The organism is Marinobacter sp. MBR-99, from assembly GCF_040547575.1.
Taxonomy (GTDB): Bacteria; Pseudomonadota; Gammaproteobacteria; order Pseudomonadales; family Oleiphilaceae; genus Marinobacter.
Window position 1 is genome coordinate 148,314 of the sequence record NZ_JBEPPY010000003.1, and the last position, 23,036, is coordinate 171,349.

Here is a 23,036-nt window from a genome sequence, read left to right on the forward strand (position 1 = left end):
CCAAAGTCGTGCCCGGTTACCTCGTGATTGCCCGTATCTGCCTTGTAACTGCTCGCCCCGCCGATTAACCTTTAAGGTTCTCCATACCTTTTCTGCGAGAGTCTCCGGCCCAATGAGCGAAAGCGCAAAGCCCCGCATTACCAGTGGTTCCAAATTCCGTAACGAACACGGCTTTTCCGCCATCAAGGACGGCGTGAAAAGAACAGCCTCCAGCACGGAAGACAAACCCCTGGAGCGCAAGCCAAAATGGCTGAGAGCGCGAATGCCCGGTGGCGAACGCTACGATGCCGTGCGCCGCAACGTCTCGGAACACCGCCTGAGCACCGTATGCCAGGAATCCCACTGCCCCAACATCGGCGAATGCTGGACCAACGGCACCGCCACCATCATGGTGATGGGCTCGGTGTGTACCCGAGCCTGTAAATTCTGCGCGGTCGACACCGGCAACCCAAAAGGCTGGCTGGACCCGGAAGAGCCAGAGAACACCGCCAAGTCTGTGGAGCTGATGGGCCTGCGCTACATCGTTCTGACCTCGGTAGACCGGGACGATCTGGACGACGGTGGTGCCGCGCACTACGCCGCCTGTGTCTCCGCCATCAAACAGCGCACACCGGAAGTGGCTGTAGAAGCCCTGACCCCGGATTTTGACGCAGTAATGAGCGACGTGGAAAAAGTGGTGGATTCCGGGCTGGATGTGTTTGCCCAGAATGTGGAAACGGTCAAACGCCTGACGCACCGCGTGCGCGACCCCCGTGCCGGTTACGAAAAAACCCTGAGCGTGCTGGCCCACGCCAAGAAGCACCGGCCAGACGTACTCACCAAGACCAGCCTGATGCTCGGCCTGGGTGAAACCGAAGAAGAAATCCTGGCAACCATGGATGACCTGCGGGCCATTGGCGTCGACATTCTTACCCTTGGCCAGTACCTGCGCCCAACCCCCAACCACCTGCCGGTGGAACGCTACGTGACCCCGGAAGAGTTCAACCGCTACCGCGACATCGGCCTGGAGAAGGGCTTCATGGAAGTGCCATCAGGCCCCATGGTGCGCTCAAGCTACCGGGCTGACCGAGTGTTCGACAAGAATAATCTGGGGCTGGCCGTGCCCGACGTTCCGCAGGCGAACAACGCCATGCAGATTCCCGTTAAAGCCATCGACTGAGGCGCCCATGCTGACACTGCTGCGCAATGCCCGGCTGAAGTACAAGTTCTGGTTGCTGAATATTGTGGTGTTTGCTGTGCTCTGCCTGCTGGTGCTTTACGCCATGCAGCTGATCGCTGAAAAGTCTGGTGCGAGCTTCTCACAGGTGTTTGCCGACACCGCACCAGGCTTTGCCCTGGTGGTTGCCGTGCTTATGGCGCTTGAGATGGCCGGCTCCCAATTGCTGATTTCTTTTATAGAGCGGCACATACACCGCCTCAAAGACACCATGGTGTCGGTTCAGGCCAGCGGCAATCTCAGCGAGCGGGCCCCGGTGGATTCCACCGATGAGATCGGCGAGATGGCTACCGCCTTCAATGCCATGCAGGATCGCACCGTCAACGTTGTTCGCAGCATGAAGGAGGCTATCGAACGGCTCAACCGGGAGGTGCAGGAGCTGACCCTGGCAGCAGAATCCCGGCGGGATAACCTGGCACGCCAGCAGGCGGGTGCCGACCGGTCAGCCGAAGTCATTGAAACCATGCTGCAGAGTTTCATCGGTATTGCCGAGCAGTCTGGCATCGCCAAGACCCTGTCCCATGAGGCCCGCGACACCGCCCTTGCGGGCCAGGAACGCGTGAGCAGGAGCGCCGACAGCATTCGCCAACTGGAACAGGTTATCCGCAACTCGGCCAGCAGCGTCGAATCCCTCGCCGAAAACAGCCAGGCCATTGGCCAGACCATCACAGAGATCAAAGGCATTGCTGAACAAACCAACCTGCTGGCACTGAATGCTGCCATTGAAGCCGCCCGGGCCGGCGAGCAGGGCCGGGGCTTTGCTGTGGTCGCGGACGAAGTACGCAAACTGGCCCAACGGGTGCAGGACTCCACCGACCAGATTCAGACCAGACTGGACAAGCTGCTGGCAGCGATGAACACATCGGTGCAGCAGATGACCGGCAGCTCAGAGAGCGCAGCTCGTTGCGTGGAGGAGTCGGAACAGGGGCGCCAGGCCCTGGAAGCCATCAACGAAGTGGTTACCCGCATTGACCGGACCAATCAGGAAATCGCGGACATGTCCGCCGAACAGACCGCTGGCACCGATGACGTACTGGCCAATGTTCAGGGTATTCGGGAGACCACCCAAAGCATGGTCACCCAGCTTTCCGACAGCGCCGAGATGACCCGCCGACTGAAACACCTGATCGAATCGCTCGAAGACGCTGCATCAAAGGTCAAAGTTCACTGAGGTTTGTGGCACACTCTGCAGTCGTTTTTCGCTGCAGAGTCCTGATACATGAACCGCATCGGTGCCTTTTACGATCGTTTTATCCTTCCCCACCCCTGGATTGTCCTGGTCCTGTTCGGAGCCATCCTGGCCCTGGCGGCCTTGCGCTTTGACCAGTTCCGGCTGGACGCCTCGGCGGAATCGCTGGTGCTTGAAAACGATCGCTCACTGGAAGAGTACCGGCAGGTAAACCGCACCTTCACCACCTCAGACGACTTCCTGGTGGTGACCTACACGCCCCACGGGCCACTCTTCACCCAGGAAGGCCTGAGCCGCCTCAGAGCCCTGCGGGACGAACTGCAGGCGCTGGAAGCCGTCAGCTCGACCAATAGCATCCTGAACGTACCGTTGCTGCACAGCCCGGACCTGACGCTGGATACTGTCGACACTGAAATCAAGACCCTGGACGAACATGAGATTGCTCCGGACACCGCCCGCCAGGCACTGCTGGACAACCCCATGTACCCCAACCTGCTGCTCAGTATAGACTCGGGCACCACCGCCATTCAGGTGAACCTGCCCACACCCGAGCGCTATTTTGAGTTGCTGAACCGGCGCGACGAGCTGCGGGACCGGGTGAACTCCGGCAACGCCAGCGCCGACGAACAACGGCAGCTGGACCAGGTTAGCCAGGAATTCATTCGCTACACCGAATCCCTCGGTAAAGAGAGGGACGCCACCATCGGCAAGGTCCGTGCGATCCTTGACAACCACCGGGAGCACGCCGAGATTCACCTGGGCGGTGTGCCGATGATCGTCGCCGATATGATCCGCTTCATTAAAAACGATTTGTCCACCTTTGGCCTGGGGGTGCTGGCGTTCCTGCTGCTGACCCTGGCGGTTATCTTCCGGCAATGGCGCTGGGTTCTGGTGCCCCTGTTGTGTTGCGGCTTTACCGTGTGGCTGATGATCGGCTTCCTTGGTTGGGCGCAGTGGCCGGTCACCGTCATATCATCCAACTTTATCTCCCTGCTGCTGATCATGACCCTGTCGCTCACCATCCACCTGATTGTGCGCTACCGGGAGTTTCAGCACGACGAGCCTGAGGCCCCGCCCCGGGATATCCTGCGGCGCACTGTCATGGCCATGATCAAACCCTGCTTCTACATGGCCATCACCACCATTGTCGCCTTCGGCTCCCTGACCTTCAGCGGGATTCGACCGGTGATTGATTTTGGCTGGATGATGACTTTGGGGTTATCAGTGGCCTTTATCATCACCTTCCTGATATTCCCGGCCCTGCTCAGCCTGCTGCCGCCACCTTTGGACAGCCGGGTAACCTCGGACAGGATTCCGTTCACCGATGCCTTTGCCCGCGTCACCGAGCGGTTTGGCAGCACCGTGCTGGTGGGTTCCGGGGTGATTGCCGTGCTGTGCGTGATAGGCCTGAACCGGCTGACCGTAGAGAACAGCTTTATTGACTACTTCAAGTCCTCCACCGAGATCCATCAGGGCATGATCACCATCGACGACCGTCTTGGCGGCACCACGCCGCTGGACGTGGTGATCACGGATGAGCCGCCACCTGAGAACTATAGCGACGACCCCTTCGCCAGCGATTGCGATCCGTTCGTGGAAGACTGTGACGAAGAAGACTACCGGGACACCTGGTATACCTACCAGAAAATGCGTCAGCTTGGTGACGTGCACGACTACCTCAACAGCCTGCCAGAGACCGGCAAGGTGCTGTCGATCAGCACCACCCTGGACCTGCTGGCCCAAATCAACGGCGGCACGCCGCTGAACGCCGTGGAACTGGCGTTTGTACCGGCCGCAGTTCCTGACGATTTGCAGGATATCCTGCTGACACCCTACATTTCCGAAGAGGAGAGCCAGGCCCGGTTCAGCATCCGGATACTGGAAACCATGCCGGATCTGCGCCGGCAGGATCTGCTGGACCGCATCCACAACCATCTCACAACCGAGCTGGGCTATGACCCTGAACGAGTCCAGCTCTCGGGCATGACAGTAATGTACAACAACATGCTGCAGAGCCTGTTTGATTCACAGATCAAAACCATCGGCGTGGTCTTTGCTGCCATCATGGTGATGTTTCTGATTCTGTTCCGGTCAATCAAGCTTGCGTTGATTGGCATGGCGCCCAACCTGATTGCCGCGGGGTCGGTATTGGGACTGATGGGCTGGCTGGGGATTCCACTGGATATGATGACCATCACCGTGGCTGCCATTACCGTGGGTATTGCCGTGGATGACACCATCCACTACATCCACCGGTTCAAAACCGAATTTGCCAAAGACGGTGATTACCTGGCCACCATGCACCGATGCCACCGAAGCATCGGCCAGGCCATGTTTTTCACCTCGCTGACCATCATCTCCGGGTTCTCGATTCTGGTACTGTCCAACTTCATCCCCACCATCTACTTTGGGCTGTTCACCGGCTTTGCCATGTTCATGGCCCTGGTGGGCGCCCTGACCCTGCTGCCAAGGCTGATCATTCTGTTCAAGCCATTCCCCGCCCCATAAATAAAAAACCCCGCCGGAGCATCGCTCGGGCGGGGTTTGGTTCAGCCGGTTTTACTGGCCGGGCTGCATCATCTGCTGTTGCTGCCGCATCTGCTGTTGCATCTCCCGCATGCGGCGATCCAGCTCATCACGTTGTTCTTCGGTGAATACCGCATCCACCCGCGCCTGCATCAGTGCAGACAGTGCGGCAATCTCGCCAGTCACGTCGCCCAGTTTCTCGGCGTTGTCACGAATGGCAGATTCGCTGTAGTCCGATTTGATTTCAGCCTGCAGTGCCTGCTGCAGAGACTGGGCATTCTGACGCAACGCGCCAATTTCGCCCTGCATTTCATCAATAATGCCACGAATTTCAGTTTGCTGGTCATCAGAAAGGCCCACCATCTGGGCAAGCTGATCTACCTGGTCTGGCTGGCCCGGGGCTGCCTGCTGGGCAAACGCGGGCATGGAAAGGCTGATGGCAACCAGGGCAGAACCGATAATCTTTGCTAATTTCATACATTTCTCCACATGGCCGGTGGCCACGCTCTAACCACCGGATTTCGTTGCTTTCACTGTTCAAGGCTGTACACACTAAAACATTCCGGCCCCACTTTTCACCCCGATCACCCTTCTTTTTGTACATACTTCCGGAAAAAAGTCTGTCGGCTCCCGGCACACGGGGGGCGCAGCGACTATGAAAATTTGGTCATTCCCCTGCATAATGGCGCCTTTCAATAGCAAGCGGAGCGTATACCATGGCGATTAACTGGTTTCCAGGGCACATGCACAAGGCCCGAAAGGAGATCAAAAAAGTCATGCCCCAGATGGACCTGATCATCGAGGTAGTAGACGCCCGCATTCCCTTCAGCAGTGAGAACCCACTGGTGCCGTCGCTGCGTGGGGACACCCCACTGATCAAAGTCCTGAACAAACGTGACCTGGCAGACCCGGCGGTAACCGAGCAATGGCTGCAATGGCTGGAACAGGAACGGGGCGTTCGCGCCATTACCCTGACCCACAATGAGCGAAAGGAAGCACTGGGCATCCTGAAATTGGCAGAGGAGCTTACCCCGGGCCACGATCGCCAGAAAAGCGCGCTTCGGGTGATGATCCTGGGCATTCCGAACGTTGGCAAATCCACTCTGATCAACACCCTCGCCGGCCGGCCAGCCGCCAAAACCGGAAACGAACCAGCGGTTACCCGGGCCCAGCAGGCCATCAAACTCCCAGACAACGTATTGTTGTATGACACGCCCGGGTTTCTCTGGCCCAAACTGTCCCCGGAACAGTGCGGTTACCGGCTGGCTATCTCTGGCGCCATTCGCAGCGCCGTGCTGGACTTCGAAGATGTGGCGATGTTTGAAGCGGATTACCTGGTCAAGGCCTACCCGGAACTGGTGATGGCCCGCTACGGCCTGGAACAGCAACCGGGCGATGGCCTCGCCCTGATGGACGCCATTGCCGAGAAGCGGAAGTTTTTCCGCCGGGGTGGCGTACCAGACCTCCACAAGGTATCCGAGATCCTGCTGAACGAATTCAGGGCCGGAACCATCGGCCGGATTTCCCTGGAAACGCCTGAGATGGTTGAGCAAGAATTGCAGCAGGCGCGGGCGGATGAGGCAGCCCGGGAAGCCGAAAAGCAGTCCCGAACCGAGGAGCGCAAGAAGAGGTCGCGCTGAGCGGATGCAAGCACTCGGCTATCGGATCAGTTAGACCAAAGCCGTCTTAAAATCCACGCATAAGATCAGACTCTTTTGCTATACTTGATTTCGATCAATGTGTGAGATTCCAGATGTTTCAGCATTGGCAGCCATGGCGATCCGCTGAACTTTGAGCGCATCCGGATTGTCCATGGTCTTACTTCCTGAGCAGGTGCAATCCCTGCCAGTCAGGAATGAGGACGGCTGCACATAACAGCAGCCTGATATGGATCAACCCGGATGGTTCGTCAATATGGCCCAGGCAATTCGACTTCACCAAATGTCTCCCCTCAAGGCCTCCTGCCAGCAGTGCAGCCTGAGCAACCTGTGTCTTCCTCTGGCCGTGGAAGAAAACGATCTGGAGCGATTGGAAGACATCGTCCAGCAGGGGCGGATTTTCAACCGTGGTGAACACATCTTTGATCAGAGCACGCCTTTCCGCTCCTGTTTTGCAGTTAAAAGCGGTTCCATCAAGACATCCATCATCACCGAAGGCGGTGACGAGCAGGTCACCGGGTTTTATATGCCCGGCGAACTCGTGGGCCTCGACAGCATGAGCAGCGAACATTACGCCTGCACCGCCAAGGCCCTGGAGCGGACCAGTGTATGTGAGTTCCCGGTGGACAAGCTGGAAGAGCTGACCGGCAAGCTACCGGAACTGCAGCACCACATGTACCACCTGATGAGCCAGGAAATTCAGAACAGCCATCAGCTGGCCATGCTGCTGAGCAAGAATACCGCCGAAGAGCGCATCGCCGCCCTTTTGCTGTCATTGTCCAGCCGGTTCCGCCGTCGCAGAATGTCGCCCACCAACTTCAGCTTGCCCATGGCGAGAAACGATATCGCCAATTTCCTGGGGCTGGCCGTGGAAACCGTGAGCCGGGTGTTCACCCGCTTCCAGAATCAGGGCATCATCCGGGCCAAGGGCCGGGAAGTGGAACTTCTTGATGTTGAAGCCCTGCAGATGGTCACTCGGGATTTCGCTCGCCAGGGCTGTCAACAGTAAGCCCGGGGACCAACAAGACCGGCGGCTTCAGGAGCTCGCCGGCGCCTTGTCTGGCTCTACTTCTGGCGTCGTTTTCAGCATCGCCACCTCTTCCGACAACCACGTTCGCCAGGGCAGCTGCTTGATGCCAAAGGTATTGCGAATCTTGCTGCACACCATCGTGGTATTCACCGGCTCCAGGTGCCCCCACCCGGGCACTTCATCCACAATCCTTATATCTTCCGGAATGCCGGGCATTCCGGCAATCGCCAGCCCCAGCTCGTAGAGGTTGATTTCTTCAGCCCCGGCGTACTGATAGGTGCCCCATACCTCAGCGCCACAATCTACCTGCAGAACCACCGCGGTAATCACCCGTGCCAGATCCTGCACAGCCACCGGTTGACCTTTGCAACGCCCGGGCAAATGCAGCCCTTCATTACCGGCGGTGCTTTTCTGAACTTTCTCTATAAACCGGGCAAGACTCCAGCCTGTTCGCAGCAGAATATGCCTGGGCAATACGGTTCGAAGCGCCTGTTCACACTCCCATTGCCAGCGGCCCAATTCGTTGACTGGTTGCCCGGGATTGGAGGCAATGTAAGCCGCCTGCTTACGGCCATCAAAGACATAGCAGGACGACAACTGTAACAAAGCCATCTTCCGGTCACGGGCAAACTCAGCCAGCGCCACAGGCAACGAGAACGCAGCCTGGTGAGTCGCCTCACGATTATGCTCAGCTTTCTCCGGATCTACCAACCACAGGGCATTTACAATCAGGTCAGTGTCTTCAGGAATCCAGTTTTCCAGTGCGTGCAAGTCGGCGTTAGCCGGGTCACTCACCAGTAGCGGATTGACCTGAAGGTGGGTTCGTCGCAGCCGCTCCAGCAACACCCTGCCAAGAGGGCCATAGTCGTGAACCACAAGTACATGCACGTTGAATCACTGCCTCCGGAATATCACTGATATGACGGGCGCTGGCAATCACTCAGGCCAATGGCCCGGGCAATCCATTTGCTGCACTATCATGCAACTTCAAGCGCCGGTGTAAAACCCATTCTCACTGACGAGCATACAACAACAGGAACCTCTATGCTGAAACAACAAAGCCATATCGTGGCCCCCATCCCGGACGAACTGCGCACCCGGGCCCTGTATACCGTAAGCGAGCTCAAGGGGCGCGGTAAAGCCGATAAGGAAGCCATCGAAAAGCTGTACAACCTGATTGTCGAGCTGACAGAACAGGGGCTGGATTTCTTCTTTCTGGAGCCCCTGCGGCGCCTGAATGCCAGCAGTATGATGATGGGCATGGCCAAAATGGGCATCAGCAGCATGCTTAAAGGCAGCAAGATGGTGGTTCACAAGGTGCTGAAAAAGCTGGATGACCGCAGCCTGGCGGCGATTCTCGACTTTATCGAAGAAATCATTCACGAACCTGAAGCCCACTAAACTCGACCAAGCGCCCTGTGGGTCTGCCTTTTACTCGCAGACCCTGGGCACTCTGGCAGTGACCCCGGTCAGCAGCTCGTAGCCTATGGTACCGGCACAGCTTGCGACTTCGTCGACGCTGACCGTCGTACCCCACAGCTCCACGGGATCACCCTCACGGGCCTCTGGTGCACCGGTCAGATCGACTGCCAGCATATCCATGGATACCCGGCCCAACAGGCGAATGCGTTCACCGCGAATGGCAGCCGGCGTTCCGGTACCCGCATGGCGAGGATAACCATCACCATACCCGATGGCCACCATACCCATTCGGGTATCCTCCTGAGCCACCCAACTTGCACCGTAACCCACGGATTCTCCGGCGCGGACAATCCGCGTGCTGATCAATGGCGCCTCAAGAGTCATCACAGGCTGCAGCCCCAGTTCCGGACCGGTCTTGCCAATCATGGGCGAGGCCCCGTACAGCATGATGCCGGGCCGGCTCCAATCGTAAAGCGGCTGGTCCGGGCGAAAATGAGCGGCGGAGTTGCCCACACTGCGCATTAACGCTGGCCAGGCAGCCGTGGCGCTCTCAAACAAACGGGTTTGGCGGCTGGTCATATCGCTGGCGAGATCATCAGCGCAGGCAAAATGGGTCACAAACCCCAGCAACGGGGCAGTGGTAACCGCCTGCCCCAAGCCGGCAACCACAGAATCCAGTGCTTCCGGGCGAAACCCAAGACGGTTCATTCCGGAGTTAACCTTCAGCCAGAACCGGGGTTGAGGGCCCGCCGCCAGCCAGTCAAGTTGACCCTGGCAATGGATAACAGGTTCAAAACCATGCTGCGCGCAGTCACGCAAATCTTCGGGGGCATGCACACCTTGAAGCAACACGACAGGCTGCCCGAGGCCGGCGCTCCGGATTGCCAGCGCTTCCTCAATACAGGCCACGGCAAATTTTTCGACCTCACCGGCCAGAGCCCGGGCAACGTTAACAATCCCGTGGCCATAGCCATCCGCCTTGACCACTGCCATGGCACGCGCGCCGCCGGCCCTGGCCTGGGCCAACCGATAGTTACGCCTTAAAGCATCCAGATCAATGCGGGCAACGGTACTGCGGGGCATTAATAGTCACCACCGTAATCGCTGTAGTCACCGTGGGCCAGGTCTTCAAATTTGGTGTATTTGCCGATGAATGCCAGGCGAATGGTGCCGATAGGGCCATTCCGCTGCTTACCGATAATAATTTCCGCGATGCCCTTATCCTGGGTGTCTTCGTTGTAGACCTCATCCCGGTATACGAACATGATGACGTCGGCATCCTGCTCGATTGCACCGGATTCCCGCAGATCCGAGTTCACCGGCCGCTTGTTGGGCCGCTGCTCCAGGCTGCGGTTAAGCTGTGACAGCGCCACGACCGGGCAACTCAGCTCCTTGGCAATACCCTTCAGAGATCGCGAGATTTCCGAGATCTCCGCCGTCCGGCCCTCGGTATTGCCCGGCACCCGCATCAACTGAAGGTAGTCGACCATGATCAGGCCGATTTTACCGCCATTCTCCCTGGCAATCCGCCGTGCCCGTGACCGCATTTCCGTCGGGCTCAGGCCCGGCGTATCGTCAATATAGAGGGGTTTGTCTTTGAGCAGGCTCACCGCAGAGGTCAGCCTAGGCCAGTCGTCCTCCTCCAGCTTACCGCTGCGGACCTTGGTCTGGTCTATTCGCCCCAGTGAAGACAACATACGCATCGCCAGCGCGTCTGCCGGCATCTCCATACTGAACACCAGAATCGGCGTGCCGGTGCTGATAAGAGCATTCTCGACAATGTTCATGGCGAAGGTGGTTTTACCCATGGAGGGACGGCCTGCAACGATGATCAAGTCCGCCGGCTGCATACCGGAGGTCTGGTCATCCAGGTCCCGGAAGCCCGTAGTCAAACCCGTGGTCTGTTCACCGGATTCAAACAGCTCTTCAATACGGCTCAGCGTTGTCGCCAGAATCGGATTGATCGCCTTGGGACCAGAGCCTTCCTTCGACCGGGATTCGGCGATCTGGAATACGCTGCGCTCGGCCTCGTCCAGAATCTCGCTGCTCTTTCGCCCCTGGGGATTGAACGCAGAGTCTGAAATCTGGCCGGAAACCTCCACCAGTTTTCGAAGCACCGAACGCTCACGGACAATCTCGGCATAGGCACGGATGTTCGCCGCACCCGGCGTTTTCTCTGCCAGCTCGGCCAGATACGACAAGCCACCGGCGTCTTCAATGTCACCGGCACGCTCCAGAAACTCGGCCAGGGTAACCACATCCAGGGGTTCACTTTCACTGGCGAGGCGCTCCACAGCACCAAAAATCAACCGATGGTCCTGGCGGTAAAAGTCAGCAGCAGAAATGATCTCGGAGACTTCATCAAAACGCCGGTTATCCAGCATCAAACCACCGAGCACCGCCTGCTCCGCTTCAACAGAATGGGGCGGAACCTTGATACGGCTGGTTTCCGGATCAATGGATGCAGGTTTCAGAGTGGGATTGGCCATAAACACCAGACAACGTTGAATTGAATAACAGGAAACAAGAATACCAGAAAGCAACGGGCCCGAAACCGTTTCCGGCTCGGGCCCGTCTCAGAATGCTCAAGCCGTTGGCTTCAACACTCCATGCTTACATCAATCAACGATGACCGATTACTCGGCAACAACCGCCAGCTTGATGGTTACTTCTACGTCTGTGTGCAGCTGCAGTTCGATCTCGAACTCGCCAGTGGTCCGGATAGGACCTTCCGGCAGACGAACTTCGCTCTTCTCGACTTCAGTACCACCGGCAGAAACCACGTCTGCGATGTCACGAACACCGATAGAACCGAACAGCTTGCCTTCTTCACCAGCCTTGGAGGTAATGGTGAAGGATGCACCTTCCAGAGCTTCGGCACGGGCCTGGGCAGCAGCCAGCTTCTCAGCAGCCGCTTTTTCCAGCTCAGCGCGACGCTCTTCGAACGCCTGTACGTTTGCGGCCGTGGCAGGAACAGCTTTGCCGTACGGCAGCAGGAAATTACGACCGTAACCGGCCTTAACCTTTACCTTGTCACCCAGAGAGCCAAGGTTTGCTACTTTCTCGAGCAGAATAACTTCCATCTCGTTAACCTCTTCGTGCTTTATTCAGCTGGCCCGGCGGGTTGTATACGCCCCCGGATATCCAGCCAGCTATCCACAAAAGCCAGAACCAACAACAGCAACATCAGACTCGGACCCAGCAACACCAGCGCCAGATAAAACATGGCCAGCCAGTTACCGCTCAACTGCTTACGACCAACAACACCGTGAACCAATCCCAGCGCAGCGATGAACAGGGGCGTACCCGCTGCCCAGACCAACAGCATGGAATTGAGCCCCAACACCGGGCCAATCACCATGGTGAGTGCACAAACCACCGCAATGGCCGGCGACAACCTCAGGGCATGAAATTCCTTTCGGAATCCGCCGGGGTTATAGAGCCCCGCCTGCCAGGCCCTCGCCAGCATGGTCATAGCAACCGCTGTCGCGAAGTAAGTGCCCGCCATACTGGCGTTCATGGTGTCCCGGATGATCAGCTCAAGATCGCTGCCCAATGACCGGGCCACTTCGGCGTTGTACTGCTCGTAAAAACTGACACCAGTCTGAACCAGATCGTTCAGCAGTGCCGGATACATAACGGGCAACATCAGCCCGCTCAGTATCGCCAGGAAGGCACCGGACAACAGTGCTTTTTCCCAGGCCAGGGTTGTCCGCAGAATGGATGCCATCAGCATCACCTGCAGCAGCACCACCAGTGACGTAGGGTCCTGTCCGTAAACGGCCCAACCCAACGCCGGCATTAATGCCCAGAGGCCAATATTGAGCCCCTGCCGGATGCCAAGCCTGAGAATGACCAGGCCAACAACCGCTGCGCCAATCCAGAACAGCAGGGGAACTACAGTGGTAACTGCCGCAACCCCGCCAGCCTGCAGGGGACCGCGCATTACATATTGTGCCAGTGCACGCATGGTCCCGGATCCTGTCTATCTGTGCTTAGTGGTCGTGGCTGTCCGTATACGGCAGCAGTGCCAGGTAGCGGGCACGCTTGATAGCGGTAGCCAGCTGACGCTGATAACGTGCTTTGGTGCCGGTGATACGGCTGGGCACGATTTTGCCGGTTTCAGTGATGTAGCCTTTCAGGGTGTCCAGATCTTTGTAATCGATCTCTTTCACACCTTCTGCCGTGAAACGACAGAACTTACGACGTCTGAAAAAACGAGCCATAACGTAACTCCTAACTCCGGTTAATTACTCTTCTTCGTCCTGGGATGCGCTCTGACGATCTTCAGAGTCAGCTGAACGACGCGGACGATCGTCTCCGCCGGAACGACGGTCCTCACGGGACTCGGCAGCTTTCATCGGAGACATGTCGGTAACAGCCTCATCGCGACGCAGAATCAGGTCACGGATGATGGCATCGTTGAACCGGAAGTTATGAGTCAGCTCGTCCATAGCGGCCTGTGAACACTCAGCGTTCATCAGCACGTAGTGAGCCTTGTGGATCTTGTTGATCGGGTAAGCCAGGTGACGACGGCCCCAATCTTCCAGGCGATGTACCTTGCCGCCATCTTCAGTGATGACGCTGGTATAACGCTCGATCATTGCGGGCACCTGCTCGCTCTGATCCGGATGTACCATAAAAACGATTTCGTAGTGACGCATGAGTTCTCCCTACGGTTTAAACAGCTTTCTTCTGCGGCGGGCTCGGTTAAGCCCCGTTCCCGAGCATGAAAGCAAGGAGGTGACAGCAAAGCTGCCGGCTTCTTTTTGCTTTTATCAACAAGGCCTTAAATACAAAGACCCGATCAAAAGCCAGGTTCTGCCTGCCTGCATTCAGGCAATACAAAACCACCCCTTGGAAAAGGGGTCACGTATTCTAGGCGTATGGGCGGTATTGTGCAAGACTTAACCGAGCCGCTGGCGCAGGGCTTCGTACAGACAAACCCCGGTCGCCACCGACACGTTCAGGCTATCGACATGGCCCTGCATGGGAATGTTGATCAACTGGTCGCAGTGTTCCCGGGTTAAACGGCGCATACCCTTACCCTCGGCTCCCATCACCAGGGCCACTGGCCCCTTGAAGTCTGCCTGATACAGGTTTGCACTGGCCTCGCCGGCTGTGCCAATCAACCACACACCCATGTCCTTGAGCTCGCGCAGAAAACGAGCCAGATTGGTTACCCGAACAAACGGCACCGTCTCCGCAGCACCACAGGCGACCTTCCTCGCCACGGGCGTCAGCGACGCGGACTTGTCCTTGGGCACAATCACCGCCTGTACTCCTACCGCATCCGCCGTGCGCATGCAGGCCCCGAGGTTGTGAGGATCGGTCACCCCATCCAGTACCAGCAGGAATGGTGGCTTGCCACTGGTAGCCAGTTGGGCCAGCAGGTCCGCTTCGGTCCACTCACGGCTTTCCGCCACGGCGGCAACAATACCCTGGTGAACACCGGCGACCCGCTCATCCAGCTCACGACGATGCACCACCTTCCAACGCACACCCAGGCTATCCAGGGTGTCGGTCACCGATTTAACCCGCTTATCCTGCCGCCCGGTCTGAATCCAGACTTGCTGCAGGCGCTCCGGCTCCCGCTTGAGAACGGCATCGACGGCATGCCAGCCAAATACATATTCCTGTGACACTGACGATTATTTCCTGTGCAACGGTTTACTTTCGGGCCTTACGGGCTTTACCGCCGGCAGAGGGCTTGCCCCTGCCACCTTTTCGGGACGCCGCCCTGGCCGCCTCGGCTGCCAGCTTCTCCTTGGCACTCTCGGGCTTGCCAGATTTACCGCGTTTTCCACCCTTTCCGCCCTTACCGGCACGATCACCTTTACCGCGGGGCTCGCGTTTGGACATGTCCAGGGCGTCACGATCTGCCGTCCGCTTTCTGGGCGTACTGACCAGCTCCAGATCGATCTTGCGATCTTCCAGGCCCACCCGAACAACCCGAACGCGAACTTCATCCCCTAACCGGAAGCTCACCGCGGTGCGCTCACCGATCAGGCGGTGCTTGGCGGAATCGTGGTGAAAGTAATCGCCGCTGAGGGTGGACACGTGCACCAGCCCCTCAATATAGATATCCGACAGCTCGACGAAGAAACCGAAGGGTGTGACGGCCGCAATCACACCGTCGTGCTCCTCGCCCACGTGATCGCGCAGGAACTCGCACTTGAGCCAGGCCATCACGTCACGGGTGGCATCGTCGGCGCGGCGCTCGGTCATCGAACAGTGCTCACCCAGCTGCTCCATACGGGCATAGTCGTAGGGATACACCGCCAACTCCGGATCGTGGCTTTTCGGCGACACCACATCCTTCTGAACTTCCGGATTGTGAATCCGGGACTTGATGGCCCGGTGCACGATCAGGTCCGGGTACCGGCGAATGGGCGAGGTAAAGTGGGTATAGCTGGGAAAGCCCAGACCAAAATGGCCGGATTCTTCCGGGCTGTATACCGCCTGACTGAGGGAGCGCAGCATCACCATCTGAATCACATTGGCATCCGGACGGTCGGCCACCTGGGCCAGCAGCTGCTGGTAATCGCCGGAGGTAGGCTTGTCACCACCCCCCAACTGCAAGCCCAGCTCACCGAGGAACAGGCGCAGGTTATTCAGGCGCTCCTCGGAGGGCCCATCATGCACCCGGTAAAGTGCCGGCACCTGATGCTTTTTCAACAGTCGGGCCGTAGCCACGTTGGCGCAGAGCATGCACTCCTCTACGATCTTGTGGGCATCGTTGCGGTGCACCGGCACGATTTCCTCAATCTTGCGCTCGGCATCAAAAACGATTTTGGTCTCGGTGGTCTCGAAATCAATCGCACCACGCTCAGTCCGGGCACGGCGCAGCAGCTTATAGAGCTCATAGAGGTTATGCAGATGCGGCAGCAAATCGGCGTAATGGGCCGAAAGCTTGTAGCCCTGCTCCGAGTCCGGGTGCTCCAGCATGGCACTGACCTTGTTATAGGTCAGCCGGGCATGGCTGCGCATAACCGCCTGGTAGAAGGTGTAGCCACTGATATTACCGGCTGCGCTGATGGTCATATCCGCCACCATACACAATCGATCAACACCCGGATTCAGTGAACACAAGCCATTGGAGAGCTTCTCCGGCAACATAGGCACCACATGGTCCGGGAAGTACACCGAGTTACCCCGGCGAATCGCCTCCTCATCAAGCGGCGAGCCAGGGCGTACATAATGCGACACATCCGCAATGGCCACGACCAACCGGTAACCGCCACGGGGCCGGGGCTCACAGTAGATGGCATCATCAAAATCACGGGCAGTTTCATCATCAATGGTGACCAGCCGCATGTTGCGGATATCCACCCGGTTGGCTTTGTCTTTCTCAGCAACCTCTTCTGGAATCCCCGCTGCCTGCTCACCCACGGCACTTGGCCAGCTATGGGGGATCTCGTAGGAGCGAATTGCCACATCGATTTCCATACCCGGAGCCATGTGCTCTCCGAGAACCTCGACAATACGCCCTGTCGGCTGGGTGCGCACAGTGGGTTGGCGCAGAATTTCCACCACCACGTACTGACCATGCACCGCCTTGCCGGCATGCTCATCCGGCACCAGAATTTCGTGATTGATACGCGCATTCTCGGGCACCACAAACGCAATGCCACTTTCCTTGAAGAAGCGACCAACCGTCTGACTGGTGCGATGCTCCAGAACCTCGACAATTACCCCTTCACGGCGACCACGATCATCCACGCGGTCTACCCGGGCAGCCACCCGGTCACCATGAAACACTTGGCGCATCTGGCGCGCGGTGAGGAACAGGTCGGAGCCGCCGTCATCGGGGATCAGGAACCCGAAGCCATCTTTGTGTCCTGTCACCTTACCGGTGACCAGATCCGCCTCTTCAATGGGCAGGAACGCATCCCGGCGGTTACAGATCAACTGGCCATCACGGCACATGGCAATCAGCCGTCGCCGCAACGCCTCGATACCTTCCTCGGACGTTTGCCCCAGTTCCTGGCACAACGTCTCATGAGTGGCCGGCGCACCGCGATCTTTCAGGTGCTTGAGAATAAACTCCCGGCTCTGGATAGGGTTTTCATACTTCTGGGCCTCACGTTCAGCGTGAGGATCCCGTCCTTCTTTCTTCCTGGAAACCATTCGGATCCTTGTTATCTGGCCGCAACCACTGCGGCGGAATTCATGTTTCCAGCAGTATAACGTCGGTAGGCCGTACCTGCCTAACCGCGGGCTGATTTATAGGCATAAATACGGCAGAAAGATTTTTGAAAAAATATTTGACAGCGTTCGGGGGAATTATTAAAGTACGCGCCATCGGTTGAGGGGCAACGCCTCAACACGGGCAAAACGCTAAGTTTTCAACAAACTAACAGCGATTTTGCAAATCACCTGCCGAGGTGGTGAAATTGGTAGACACGCTAGCTTCAGGTGCTAGTGGGGGCAACCCCGTGGAGGTTCAAGTCCTCTCCTCGGCACCATTCCTTCCCCAGGAATGGTCAGAAAGAACTCCCAAGCATTAAGAATCACACCAGCATCGAAGCTATTGGTGTTGTTTTGGCGTTTCTGAAACGCCCCCTGAGCCGTGGCCCCGCGCCTAACCCCGGGAGCCACAACCCGACGAGCTCAAATCACTCCGCCAGCAAACCCACCAGGTAATCCGACAAGGTCTGATACTGATAATCCACCCTGGCATAGGCATTTCTCGGCGCATCCTGGAACCGGGCACCACAGCCGGCCACGGTTGTCACATCCAGCAGGTACGCCGTCTGGATCAGGTTGGGCAGATCGGGGTTCAGGCTGTCGGCATCCAGCCGGGGGTAATAGAGCGACCACTGGAAGGCGCCATCACCGGGGCTGACCCCATCGAGATTAGCCGTTGCCGTGTCCAGGAACGGCAGTTTCAGCAATCGCTCTATGGCCAGTCCGTCCACGTCACGGGCGTCGTACTCGTAGGCGCGGGGCCCGAAGTTGTTGGCGGCCTCTGTATTGCCGGCGTAATCAAACGGGAAGAGTCGGGTGACATAGGGTGCCGCTTCATCAACCGGTGTTCGGTCGGTACCTTCGGGCTCGCAGGCCTCATCGGGCGCGGTGAAACTGAGCTCTGCTTCCGTCGCCTCCTCCGCCAGTACCCGGTAACCGGTCACCCAATCCGGCGCGTCTGCCTCCAGTTTTTCCGATGGCGAGTTGGCCGCCAGTGTGGTGAAGGTCCGCCGCTCACCTCCCGCACTCCCAAGGCGCTCAACCAACTCCACCCCGGCATCATCCCGGGTCCAGCTCCAGGTCAGTTCCGGCGTTCCATCCAGCTCTGAGCTTTCCGGATACACTGCCAGGGTCTGTTCATGACAGCTGGTTACGGTATCGAAAAACGCTTGCTGATTGTCCCAATCGAAGACTATTCGCTCGTGGATGACCTCGCCCTCTTCCTCATAACGCTGTCGACTTTGGCGGGAGAGAGAGGCTGAGGGCAGCCATTGGGTTTGCAACTGCGCCATATAACCATTCACCTGAATCAGGCGGGCGAACTCAGGCATGGAGGGCGCCAGGCACCCACGACTGGACACGGAAAGCAGTTGCCCGTCTTCGGCGTAATCAAAAAACAGTTCCGCGGAGACATCGAGATCGGAGGTACCCGTGGGCAGATCCTGTCCCCGTCTGGAATCCGCAGACACCTGCAGGCGGGTCAGGAGCACCGGATTGGCCAACTCCAATGGCACGTTGGGCAACGCCAGTGCATCGGTGTCCAGGTTCTCATAATTGCCTGCCGCTGCGGCATCAACGATGGCAATAACATCGCCCGCGTTCTGCACCAGGGAATAGCCCAACAGAAACACCGCATCTTTACTCAATTGCCGTTCGGTACCGTCACTGTCAGGGCGCGACAGCACCTCGTTATAGCTATCCGGAATCTGGCTGGCCATGAAGCGAGCCAAGGCTCTGGCGTATGCGTGGGCGCGATGATCACCGGCAACGATATAGTTCTGCCAGAGATTCAGGCCATCCAGATCCGCTAACTGACTTTCATTGACCGGGCTCAGGCTGTTGCGGCGGGCGGCGTCGGCGCGGAACCGGGCCAGGGTGCTCAGAGGTGTCACGTTACGGATGCCGGGGCTGGCCGACATCAGGTAAGCCTGTTCAACAACCACGTCGCCACGGGAGGTTTCCTCCAGGGTTTTGCCGGGAATGGCCAGGGCGTATAGCGGGTAATGCCTGGGGTCCAGATTGCGCCCAACGGATGAGTCCACGCTGAGTGCCGAGATATCGATGGCGAACCTGCCGCCCGGTCCGCTCATGGCCGTGGGCTCGCCTTCGTCGAGAGTCACCACTGCGCCGTTGGCCAACTCCACTTCCAGCGGCCCCGGGGTAAATTGGCCATCACCATCAATATCCAGCCAGACTCGGGCATTGTTGAGGTAACCGTCAATCACGCGCCCCTGATATGGCGCAGGCTCGCTGTAATCAACCCCATCGAAATCTCGCCCGTCAACCGGCAAGCGATCGGATTCTTCGCCGCAGCCGGCGATAACAAGGGACAGCAAAGGAACAGTAAGGGTGATCAGGCGTTTCATCGCGGCAACCATTTATCTTTATTAGTGCCGCTACTTTAGGAGATGTGATCGGTACAGACCTTGACAGGCTTGGCAAATTGTAAAGTTTGGTAACAGGCAAGCCCCGGAATGTGCCGGGGCTTGCATCTAGTGTCCCGTCGATCAGAACGAACGGGCCACGATTTCCTTCATGATTTCGTTGGTGCCGGCGTAGATGCGCTGAACCCGCGAGTCTGCCCAGGCCCGGGCGATCGGGTATTCCCACATGTAGCCGTAACCGCCGTGCAACTGCACGCATTCGTCCATTACCTTGCACTGCAGGTCGGTGGTGTGCTGCTTGAGCATCGCGGCGGTGGGAATGTCCAGCTTCTTGTCCAGGTGCAGCTCCAGGCAGCGGTCGGTAAACACGCGGGCGGCGGTGATTTCGGCTTTCAGTTCCGCCAGCTTGAAGCGGGTGTTCTGGAACGCGATAACCGGCTTGCCGAAGGCTTTACGCTCTTTCACGTAATCCAGGGTCCATTGCCAGGCGGCTTCTGCGGCGGCTACGGCGGTCAGGGCCACCTGCAAGCGCTCTGCCGGCAGTTCCTGCATCAACTGGAAGAAGCCCTGCCCTTCCATGGCGCCCAGCAGGTTGTCTGCCGGTACTTTTACATCCTGGAAGAACAGCTCGGAGGTGTCCTGGGCCTTCATACCCACCTTGTTCAGGTTCTGACCTTTCTCGAAGCCTTCCCAGGCGGTTTCCACCAGCAACAGGCTGGTACCCTTGGCACCTTCTTTGGGGTCGGTCTTGGCAACAACGATCACCAGGTCCGCCAACTGGCCGTTGGTGATAAAGGTTTTGGAGCCGTTCAGAATGTAGTGGTCGCCCTGGCGAATCGCGGTGGTTTTTACGCCCTGGAGGTCGGAACCCGCGCCCGGCTCGGTCATGGCGATGGCGGTAATCATTTCACCGGAGGCCATTTTTGGCAGGTACTTCTGCTTCTGCTCTTCTGAGCCGTAGTTCAGGATGTAAGGCGCCACGATATCGGAGTGCAGGCCCCAACCGATGCCAGACAAACCGGCCCGGGAGATTTCTTCCATAATCACCGCGGAATATCGGAAATCGGCGCCAACACCACCATACTCTTCCGGCAGCATCGGGCACAGGAAGCCCAGCTCGCCCGCCTTCCGCCAAAGCTCGCGGCTGACCTGGCCATCTTTTTCCCATTGTTCGTGATAAGGCGCGGCTTCCTGCTCCAGGAATTTGCGGACGGAATCCCGAAAGCCTTCCAGATCGGCGTCGAAAAGAGTACGTGGAATCATGCTGAACCTCGGTAAACGGGTTGGTTTATCGTTGTGTTCAGCAAGTCTGTGGCGGGGCGGGTTTTCGCTCAATGGTGAAAACCATCAATCGCTTTGGCCAAAACCATCGTCCCGGACGGGCGCGGATCGTCAGTCCGCGCTCTCGCCCCAACGGGGTACCAGGGTTTGCGGCAGGTCCAGGTGGTCCAGGATCCGCGCCACCATGAAGTCCACCAGGTCATCCAATGATTGGGGGTTGTGGTAGAACCCGGGGCTGGCGGGCATGATTACCGCCCCCATGCGGGTGAGTTTAAGCATATTCTCCAGGTGCACCTCGGAGTACGGGGTTTCCCGCAACACCAGGATCAGCTTGCGGCGCTCTTTCAGCGCTACATCGCCGGCCCGTTCAATCAGATTGTTACTGGCGCCGGTCGCCAGCGCCGACAGGGTGCCGGTACTGCAGGGGCAGATCACCAGCGGGGCCTTTTCTCCGGAGCCGGAAGCCGGCGGCGAGAACCACTCTTCCCGGCCAAACACCTGCACCTGCCCCGGCTTTGCCTTGGCATAGTCCGTGAACGCCTCGACCATGGCCGGCTTGGAACCCGGCAGCCGGAACTCTGTCTCGGTGGCGATTACCACCTGGGCGGCCTTGCTGACCATCACATTCACCCGACAGCCATTGGCCACCAGGCATTGCAGCAGTCGCAGTCCGTACTGGGCACCAGAGGCACCGGTAAAGGCCAGATTGATGACCGGCGAGTTATCACCCACGACGCTTCTCCAGTTCGGCAACCAGTTTGCGATGAATGCCACCAAAACCGCCATTACTCATAACCACAATGTGGCAGGTTTCAGGCAGCTGTTCCAACGCCCTGGCAACCAGTGCCTCGACCGAACCTTCCACACCATGGTGGTCCAGCTCACCGTGTTCAGCCCTCCAGCCCTCGACAAGCTCGGGCAGCCAGCTCATTTCGCTGAGGTTACCCCAAAGCACCCGGTCTGCGGCGGCGGCGCTGGGAATCAGGGTCTGCCGGTGTACGCCCTGTTTCATGGTGTTGGACCGGGGCTCGATAATGGCAAGAATGGGCTCATCACCCACCTGGCTGCGCAGGCCCTCCAGGGTCAACGCAATGGCGGTGGGGTGATGGGCAAAGTCGTCATAGACGCGCACGCCGCCAATCTCGCCCACCAGTTCCATGCGCCGTTTCACGCCGGAAAACCGGCACAGGGCCGCCACTGCGTGGTCCGGGGTGACGCCCACATGGCGGGCAGCGGCGATGGCCGAAAGCGCATTGCGCACATTGTGCATGCCGGTGAGATTCCACTTCAGGGTGGCGACCGGTTGCTCGTGGTGAATCACCATGAACCGACTGCCATCCTCTGACAGCAGCTCGGCGCGCCAGTCGGCAGTGCGGCTGATCTCACTTCCGACAGCGGTATCCTGCACCGGGCTCCAGCAACCCATGGCCAGGGCATTGTCCAGGTGCACGTCCAGCGCAGGGCGGATGATCAGCCCCTGGGATGGCACGGTGCGCACCAGGTGGTGGAACTGGCGCTCGATAGCTTCCACGTTTTCGAAGATATCGGCGTGGTCGTATTCCAGATTGTTCAGAATCAGGGTGTTCGGGCGGTAGTGAATGAACTTGGAGCGCTTGTCGAAAAACGCACTGTCGTATTCATCCGCCTCGATGACGAAGAAATCGCTGCTGCCCAGGCGTGCCGAAACCGGAAAATCCTGGGGCACGCCGCCCACCAGGTAACCGGCATCAAAGCCAGCCTGATCCAGAATCCACAGCAGCATGGCGGTGGTGGTGGTTTTACCATGGGTGCCGGCGACCGCCATCACCCAGCGATGACGCAACACTTCCCGGGCCAGCCACTCGGGCCCAGACATGTAATCAATGCCTCGGTTGAGCACCGCCTCCACTTCCGGATTACCCCGGGACATGGCATTGCCGATCAACACCAGATCTGGCCGGGGCTCAAGATTGTCAACCCGATAGCCTTGCATCAACTCGATGCCCTGGGCCTCTAGCTGGGTACTCATGGGCGGGTAAACACCCTGATCGGAGCCGGTCACCGTATGGCCAAGCTCTCTGGCGATAACCGCCAGGCTACCCATAAACGTGCCGCAAATGCCCAGAATGTGTATGTGCATTAAGGTGTTGCCTCCGGTTTG

At 58.3% G+C, this 23,036-nt stretch carries 20 protein-coding genes and 1 tRNA gene; 7 read left to right on the forward strand and 14 right to left on the reverse strand.

Annotation, left to right across the window (positions count from 1 at the left end):
• Positions 1 to 112 precede the first annotated feature (112 nt).
• From lipA to ABIE59_RS03860, 3 genes are read left to right on the forward strand one after another with little or no spacing between them, the layout of a single operon-like run.
• Positions 113 to 1,159 (forward strand): lipoyl synthase, encoded by a 1,047-nt coding sequence (lipA, locus tag ABIE59_RS03850; protein ID WP_354444405.1) that lies wholly within the window; start codon positions 113 to 115, stop codon positions 1,157 to 1,159.
• Positions 1,160 to 1,166: 7 nt separating this feature from the next.
• A complete protein-coding gene (locus ABIE59_RS03855) occupies positions 1,167 to 2,387 on the forward strand; it encodes a methyl-accepting chemotaxis protein (RefSeq protein WP_354444407.1) in 1,221 nt (406 codons plus the stop codon).
• A gap of 48 nt (positions 2,388 to 2,435) precedes the next feature.
• Positions 2,436 to 4,913: an efflux RND transporter permease subunit gene (locus tag ABIE59_RS03860; protein ID WP_354444409.1), complete on the forward strand. Its 2,478-nt coding sequence runs from the start codon at positions 2,436 to 2,438 to the stop codon at positions 4,911 to 4,913.
• Positions 4,914 to 4,964: 51 nt separating this feature from the next.
• Here the strand turns inward: ABIE59_RS03860 and ABIE59_RS03865 are convergent, their stop codons facing one another.
• Entirely contained in the window at positions 4,965 to 5,408 is a 444-nt protein-coding gene (locus tag ABIE59_RS03865; protein ID WP_354444411.1) for a Spy/CpxP family protein refolding chaperone, read from the reverse strand.
• A 239-nt stretch (positions 5,409 to 5,647) separates the two neighbouring features.
• Between ABIE59_RS03865 and ylqF the strand changes: the two genes are divergently transcribed.
• Entirely contained in the window at positions 5,648 to 6,571 is a 924-nt protein-coding gene (ylqF, locus tag ABIE59_RS03870; protein WP_354444413.1) for a ribosome biogenesis GTPase YlqF, read from the forward strand.
• A gap of 274 nt (positions 6,572 to 6,845) precedes the next feature.
• Entirely contained in the window at positions 6,846 to 7,598 is a 753-nt protein-coding gene (gene fnr, locus ABIE59_RS03875) for a fumarate/nitrate reduction transcriptional regulator Fnr (protein ID WP_354444578.1), read from the forward strand.
• Between the two features lie 27 nt (positions 7,599 to 7,625).
• Here the strand turns inward: fnr and ABIE59_RS03880 are convergent, their stop codons facing one another.
• On the reverse strand, positions 7,626 to 8,507 hold the full coding sequence (locus ABIE59_RS03880) for an SDR family oxidoreductase (RefSeq protein WP_354444415.1): 882 nt from the start codon (positions 8,505 to 8,507) through the stop codon (positions 7,626 to 7,628).
• A gap of 156 nt (positions 8,508 to 8,663) precedes the next feature.
• Here ABIE59_RS03880 and ABIE59_RS03885 point away from each other — a divergent pair, with 156 nt between their 5' ends.
• Complete coding sequence (locus ABIE59_RS03885) at positions 8,664 to 9,020, forward strand: hypothetical protein (protein ID WP_058092233.1); 357 nt, start codon at positions 8,664 to 8,666, stop codon at positions 9,018 to 9,020.
• Between the two features lie 30 nt (positions 9,021 to 9,050).
• Here ABIE59_RS03885 and alr read toward each other — a convergent pair whose 3' ends face one another.
• From alr to rnr, 8 genes are all read right to left on the reverse strand, one after another.
• Complete coding sequence (alr, locus tag ABIE59_RS03890; RefSeq protein WP_354444417.1) at positions 9,051 to 10,124, reverse strand: alanine racemase; 1,074 nt, start codon at positions 10,122 to 10,124, stop codon at positions 9,051 to 9,053.
• Positions 10,124 to 11,530 carry a replicative DNA helicase gene (dnaB, locus tag ABIE59_RS03895; protein ID WP_058092235.1) on the reverse strand — a complete coding sequence of 469 codons (1,407 nt, stop codon included), beginning with the start codon at positions 11,528 to 11,530 and terminating at the stop codon, positions 10,124 to 10,126. Before dnaB ends, alr begins: the two co-directional genes overlap by 1 nt.
• Positions 11,531 to 11,677: 147 nt before the next feature.
• Positions 11,678 to 12,124 (reverse strand): 50S ribosomal protein L9, encoded by a 447-nt coding sequence (gene rplI / locus ABIE59_RS03900; RefSeq protein ID WP_354444419.1) that lies wholly within the window; start codon positions 12,122 to 12,124, stop codon positions 11,678 to 11,680.
• Between the two features lie 20 nt (positions 12,125 to 12,144).
• Positions 12,145 to 13,011, reverse strand: coding sequence for a hypothetical protein (locus ABIE59_RS03905; RefSeq protein WP_354444421.1), 867 nt, complete (start codon positions 13,009 to 13,011; stop codon positions 12,145 to 12,147).
• A gap of 25 nt (positions 13,012 to 13,036) precedes the next feature.
• Positions 13,037 to 13,267 (reverse strand): 30S ribosomal protein S18, encoded by a 231-nt coding sequence (gene rpsR / locus ABIE59_RS03910; RefSeq protein ID WP_008937282.1) that lies wholly within the window; start codon positions 13,265 to 13,267, stop codon positions 13,037 to 13,039.
• Between the two features lie 24 nt (positions 13,268 to 13,291).
• Positions 13,292 to 13,705, reverse strand: coding sequence for a 30S ribosomal protein S6 (gene rpsF / locus ABIE59_RS03915; RefSeq protein ID WP_061333280.1), 414 nt, complete (start codon positions 13,703 to 13,705; stop codon positions 13,292 to 13,294).
• A gap of 243 nt (positions 13,706 to 13,948) precedes the next feature.
• Positions 13,949 to 14,686 (reverse strand): 23S rRNA (guanosine(2251)-2'-O)-methyltransferase RlmB, encoded by a 738-nt coding sequence (rlmB, locus tag ABIE59_RS03920; protein WP_354444424.1) that lies wholly within the window; start codon positions 14,684 to 14,686, stop codon positions 13,949 to 13,951.
• Between the two features lie 25 nt (positions 14,687 to 14,711).
• Positions 14,712 to 17,171 (reverse strand): ribonuclease R, encoded by a 2,460-nt coding sequence (gene rnr / locus ABIE59_RS03925; protein ID WP_354444426.1) that lies wholly within the window; start codon positions 17,169 to 17,171, stop codon positions 14,712 to 14,714.
• 251 nt (positions 17,172 to 17,422) lie between these two features.
• On the opposite strand from rnr, the gene ABIE59_RS03930 reads away from it, so the two are divergent.
• A tRNA-Leu gene (locus ABIE59_RS03930) sits at positions 17,423 to 17,509 on the forward strand.
• 150 nt (positions 17,510 to 17,659) lie between these two features.
• On the opposite strand, the gene ABIE59_RS03935 is transcribed toward ABIE59_RS03930, so the two are convergent.
• From ABIE59_RS03935 to mpl, 4 genes are all read right to left on the reverse strand, one after another.
• Entirely contained in the window at positions 17,660 to 19,597 is a 1,938-nt protein-coding gene (locus tag ABIE59_RS03935; protein WP_354444428.1) for a hypothetical protein, read from the reverse strand.
• Positions 19,598 to 19,738: 141 nt separating this feature from the next.
• The gene (locus ABIE59_RS03940) at positions 19,739 to 20,878 is read right to left on the reverse strand and encodes an acyl-CoA dehydrogenase family protein (protein WP_354444430.1); all 1,140 of its coding nucleotides are present in this window, start codon (positions 20,876 to 20,878) and stop codon (positions 19,739 to 19,741) included.
• 129 nt (positions 20,879 to 21,007) lie between these two features.
• Positions 21,008 to 21,628 carry a flavin prenyltransferase UbiX gene (locus ABIE59_RS03945; protein WP_354444432.1) on the reverse strand — a complete coding sequence of 207 codons (621 nt, stop codon included), beginning with the start codon at positions 21,626 to 21,628 and terminating at the stop codon, positions 21,008 to 21,010.
• Positions 21,621 to 23,015, reverse strand: coding sequence for a UDP-N-acetylmuramate:L-alanyl-gamma-D-glutamyl-meso-diaminopimelate ligase (mpl, locus tag ABIE59_RS03950; RefSeq protein ID WP_354444434.1), 1,395 nt, complete (start codon positions 23,013 to 23,015; stop codon positions 21,621 to 21,623). Before mpl ends, ABIE59_RS03945 begins: the two co-directional genes overlap by 8 nt.
• Between the last annotated feature and the right edge of the window lie 21 nt (positions 23,016 to 23,036).

Bases quoted from the DNA above. Each gene is read 5' to 3' on its own strand.
- lipA (WP_354444405.1), top strand. From the start codon at position 113: ATGAGCGAAAGCGCAAAGCCCCGCATTACCAGTGGTTCCAAATTCCGT.
- ABIE59_RS03855 (WP_354444407.1), top strand. From the start codon at position 1,167: ATGCTGACACTGCTGCGCAATGCCCGGCTGAAGTACAAGTTCTGGTTG.
- ABIE59_RS03860 (WP_354444409.1), top strand. From the start codon at position 2,436: ATGAACCGCATCGGTGCCTTTTACGATCGTTTTATCCTTCCCCACCCC.
- ABIE59_RS03865 (WP_354444411.1), bottom strand. From the start codon at position 5,408: ATGAAATTAGCAAAGATTATCGGTTCTGCCCTGGTTGCCATCAGCCTT.
- ylqF (WP_354444413.1), top strand. From the start codon at position 5,648: ATGGCGATTAACTGGTTTCCAGGGCACATGCACAAGGCCCGAAAGGAG.
- fnr (WP_354444578.1), top strand. From the start codon at position 6,846: ATGGCCCAGGCAATTCGACTTCACCAAATGTCTCCCCTCAAGGCCTCC.
- ABIE59_RS03885 (WP_058092233.1), top strand. From the start codon at position 8,664: ATGCTGAAACAACAAAGCCATATCGTGGCCCCCATCCCGGACGAACTG.
- alr (WP_354444417.1), bottom strand. From the start codon at position 10,124: ATGCCCCGCAGTACCGTTGCCCGCATTGATCTGGATGCTTTAAGGCGT.
- dnaB (WP_058092235.1), bottom strand. From the start codon at position 11,530: ATGGCCAATCCCACTCTGAAACCTGCATCCATTGATCCGGAAACCAGC.
- rplI (WP_354444419.1), bottom strand. From the start codon at position 12,124: ATGGAAGTTATTCTGCTCGAGAAAGTAGCAAACCTTGGCTCTCTGGGT.
- ABIE59_RS03905 (WP_354444421.1), bottom strand. From the start codon at position 13,011: ATGCGTGCACTGGCACAATATGTAATGCGCGGTCCCCTGCAGGCTGGC.
- rpsR (WP_008937282.1), bottom strand. From the start codon at position 13,267: ATGGCTCGTTTTTTCAGACGTCGTAAGTTCTGTCGTTTCACGGCAGAA.
- rpsF (WP_061333280.1), bottom strand. From the start codon at position 13,705: ATGCGTCACTACGAAATCGTTTTTATGGTACATCCGGATCAGAGCGAG.
- rnr (WP_354444426.1), bottom strand. From the start codon at position 17,171: ATGGTTTCCAGGAAGAAAGAAGGACGGGATCCTCACGCTGAACGTGAG.
- ABIE59_RS03935 (WP_354444428.1), bottom strand. From the start codon at position 19,597: ATGAAACGCCTGATCACCCTTACTGTTCCTTTGCTGTCCCTTGTTATC.
- ABIE59_RS03940 (WP_354444430.1), bottom strand. From the start codon at position 20,878: ATGATTCCACGTACTCTTTTCGACGCCGATCTGGAAGGCTTTCGGGAT.
- mpl (WP_354444434.1), bottom strand. From the start codon at position 23,015: ATGCACATACACATTCTGGGCATTTGCGGCACGTTTATGGGTAGCCTG.